The sequence below is a fragment of the Pseudoalteromonas sp. Z1A6 genome, assembly GCF_011378745.1.
Taxonomy (GTDB): domain Bacteria; phylum Pseudomonadota; class Gammaproteobacteria; order Enterobacterales; family Alteromonadaceae; genus Pseudoalteromonas; species Pseudoalteromonas arctica.
Map to the genome: position 1 here is coordinate 1 of NZ_WTKW01000463.1, position 2,689 is coordinate 2,689.

The 2,689-nt window shown below is 39.6% G+C and carries 3 protein-coding genes; 2 read left to right on the forward strand and 1 reads right to left on the reverse strand.

Annotation, left to right across the window (positions count from 1 at the left end; translation table 11 throughout):
* Window positions 1-131: 131 nt before the first annotated feature.
* Entirely contained in the window at window positions 132-866 is a 735-nt protein-coding gene (locus GQR46_RS18510) for a dienelactone hydrolase family protein (RefSeq protein ID WP_165741992.1), read from the forward strand.
* A gap of 43 nt (window positions 867-909) precedes the next feature.
* On the opposite strand, the gene GQR46_RS18515 is transcribed toward GQR46_RS18510, so the two are convergent.
* Window positions 910-1,833 carry a LysR family transcriptional regulator gene (locus GQR46_RS18515; protein ID WP_165729029.1) on the reverse strand — a complete coding sequence of 308 codons (924 nt, stop codon included), beginning with the start codon at window positions 1,831-1,833 and terminating at the stop codon, window positions 910-912.
* A gap of 157 nt (window positions 1,834-1,990) precedes the next feature.
* Between GQR46_RS18515 and GQR46_RS18520 the strand changes: the two genes are divergently transcribed.
* Window positions 1,991-2,674 carry a type 1 glutamine amidotransferase domain-containing protein gene (locus tag GQR46_RS18520; protein ID WP_165726437.1) on the forward strand — a complete coding sequence of 228 codons (684 nt, stop codon included), beginning with the start codon at window positions 1,991-1,993 and terminating at the stop codon, window positions 2,672-2,674.
* The last annotated feature ends 15 nt before the right edge of the window (window positions 2,675-2,689 follow it).

The window sequence follows — 2,689 nt, forward strand, 5'->3', positions numbered from 1 at the left end:
TGAAATTTAATTCGTTAAATTGATCAAAGATTTATGCAGGTTGGTATAAATACTCGACAACAAAAGTCGTTTATTTTATCGCGCTCAGTTACCATATCATTATATATAATTTTATTTAACTGGGCGCTTTTATGATAATTCAACAACATAATGCAGACTTGCCAACACCTACAGGCCTAATGCGAACCACTGTTTACCGTCCTCAAGCACAAGGGCAATTCCCTGCTGTTATTTTTTATTCTGAGATTTTTCAGCAAACCGCCCCAATTGCACGCAGCGCGGCTATTTTAGCAAGCCATGGCTTTGTAGTATTAGTGCCTGAAGTGTTTCACGAGTTAAATCCTATAGGCACTGTGCTTGCTTACGATGATGCAGGTAAAGATAAAGGCAATGCAGATAAGTGGGCAAAGCCACTTGAACATCATGATAGTGACACGCAAGCCATGATCGATTTTATAAAACAACAAAGCTATTGCACAGGTACAGTAGGCGCAATGGGCGTATGTATTGGTGGGCATTTAGCTTATAGAGCAGCACTAAACCCTGAAGTTAATGCGGCATTTTGTTTATACGCGACTGATATACACAGCAATACATTACCTGCACAAGCTGGCAATAACTCATTTGAGCGCATGGCTGATATACAAGGCGAAATTCACTTTATATGGGGTAAACAAGACCCGCATGTGCCACAAGAAGGTCGCACTAAAATATACCAGCAATGCGTAAGCACTGGCATTAATTACCAATGGCAAGAAGTTAACGCCCAGCATGCCTTTATGCGTGATGAAGGTGAGCGATACGATGCAGCCCTTGCAATTAATATGTATCAACAAGCGGTTGCATTATTTAGCCGTACTTTATAAGTATTTTATAAATGCTTTATAAATATTTTAAAAGCGAAAATAATTAAACGCTTTTCAGCATACCCAAGGCGGTATGCTGTTTTACAAAATATGCTTTTAGGTAATCAATAAATAATCGTAGTTTTTTAGAACCCGCAGCCCCTGGCGGAAATACCCCGTACAGTTCAATATCTTTGCTTTTATAATCATCTAATATTATTTCAAGTAGCCCAGCTTGTACTTTAGGCCACGCATCGTAAAGCGGAATACGCCCAATGCCATGCCCCGCTTCTACAAAGGCAGTACGTGCAGCTGCGTTATTAGTACTTAAGGCGCCTTGCATTGCAATGTCGTGTTTTTTGCCATCTTTTGAAAGTGTTAAAGTTTTACTTCCTAGCTGATAAACCACCCATTGATGATCTGCCAATTCTAAAGGAGTTTTAGGTTTACCAAAATGTGTAAAGTAATCCGGCGCGCCACAAATACAAGTGCTCATTGTCGTCAGCTTGGTTGCTTGCAAGTTGGAGTCACTCAGTGCCACACCCCTAATTGCAAAATCGAACCCATTTTTAATAATATCAACCACATCGTCAGTAAGCTGTAAGTCTATTTTAATTTTAGGGTATTGGCGCTTAAACGTATTTATTGCGGGCACAATTAGCTGCATTCCCACATTCACAGGGCAGCTAATTTTAAGTAAACCTTGTGGCTCACTCTTTATATTTTCTATTTGCTGATTAGCTGCATTAGCTTGTTCGGTAATTATTCTACAACGCTCATAATAAGCAATGCCCGCCTCAGTTAGCGCCATGGTACGAGTTGAGCGATTTAATAAAGTGACTTCAAGTTGGGTTTCTAACTTTTTTAAATGATAACTTGCTACTGCTCGCGTAAATCCTAACTGTTTAGCCGCAGCGGTTAAGCTGCCCTGCTCTACAATTTGCGCAAATACGACCATGCTCTTTAACTGCTCAAACGACACCTTCATATGTGCTCCGTAGCGTGTTTTAAATTCAACCCCTCTATTGTATCAATTATTAAATCAATAAAGTTAAATTTATCATCGTTGTTTAAAGCTCTTTTAGTGCATATAGTAATTGGTAAGCAAGATAAACTAATTCAAATCATCAGAAGGAATATATTCAATGTCTAAAAAAATACTTATGGTTCTTACATCTCACGCAGAACTTGGTAACACTGGCGAAAAAACAGGTTTTTGGGTAGAAGAATTTGCAGCCCCTTATTATGCATTTGTTGATGCAGGCGTTGAAGTAACATTAGCGTCTCCAGCTGGCGGTCAACCACCCATTGATCCGACAAGTACGCTTGTCGATTTTCAAACAGATGCAACAAAACGTTATGACGCAGATAGCGCAGCGCAAACCCTTATGGCAAACACTAAAGTGTTGAGTGAAGTGAAATCTAGCGATTTTGACGCTGTATTTTACCCAGGCGGTCACGGTCCATTATGGGACTTAGTTGATAACACTGACTCAATCTCACTTATCGAAAGCTTTGTAAAAGAGCAAAAGCCTGTTGCTGCGGTATGTCATGCAAGTGCTGCATTTTTAAATGTTAAAGATGCCGATGGCAATGCATTAGTAGCGGGTAAAAAAGTAACTGGTTTTACTAACTCTGAAGAAGCTGCAGTGCAACTTACCGATATCGTGCCATTTTTAGTTGAAGACGAGCTAATTAAAAAAGGCGGCGATTATCAAAAAACTGACGACTGGGGCGTATTAGCGCTAGTAGATGGTTTAGTAATTACCGGTCAAAACCCAGCAAGCTCTGAACTAGCAGCCAAAAAACTATTAACCAAACTAGGTTAATAGTGAGTAAAAATT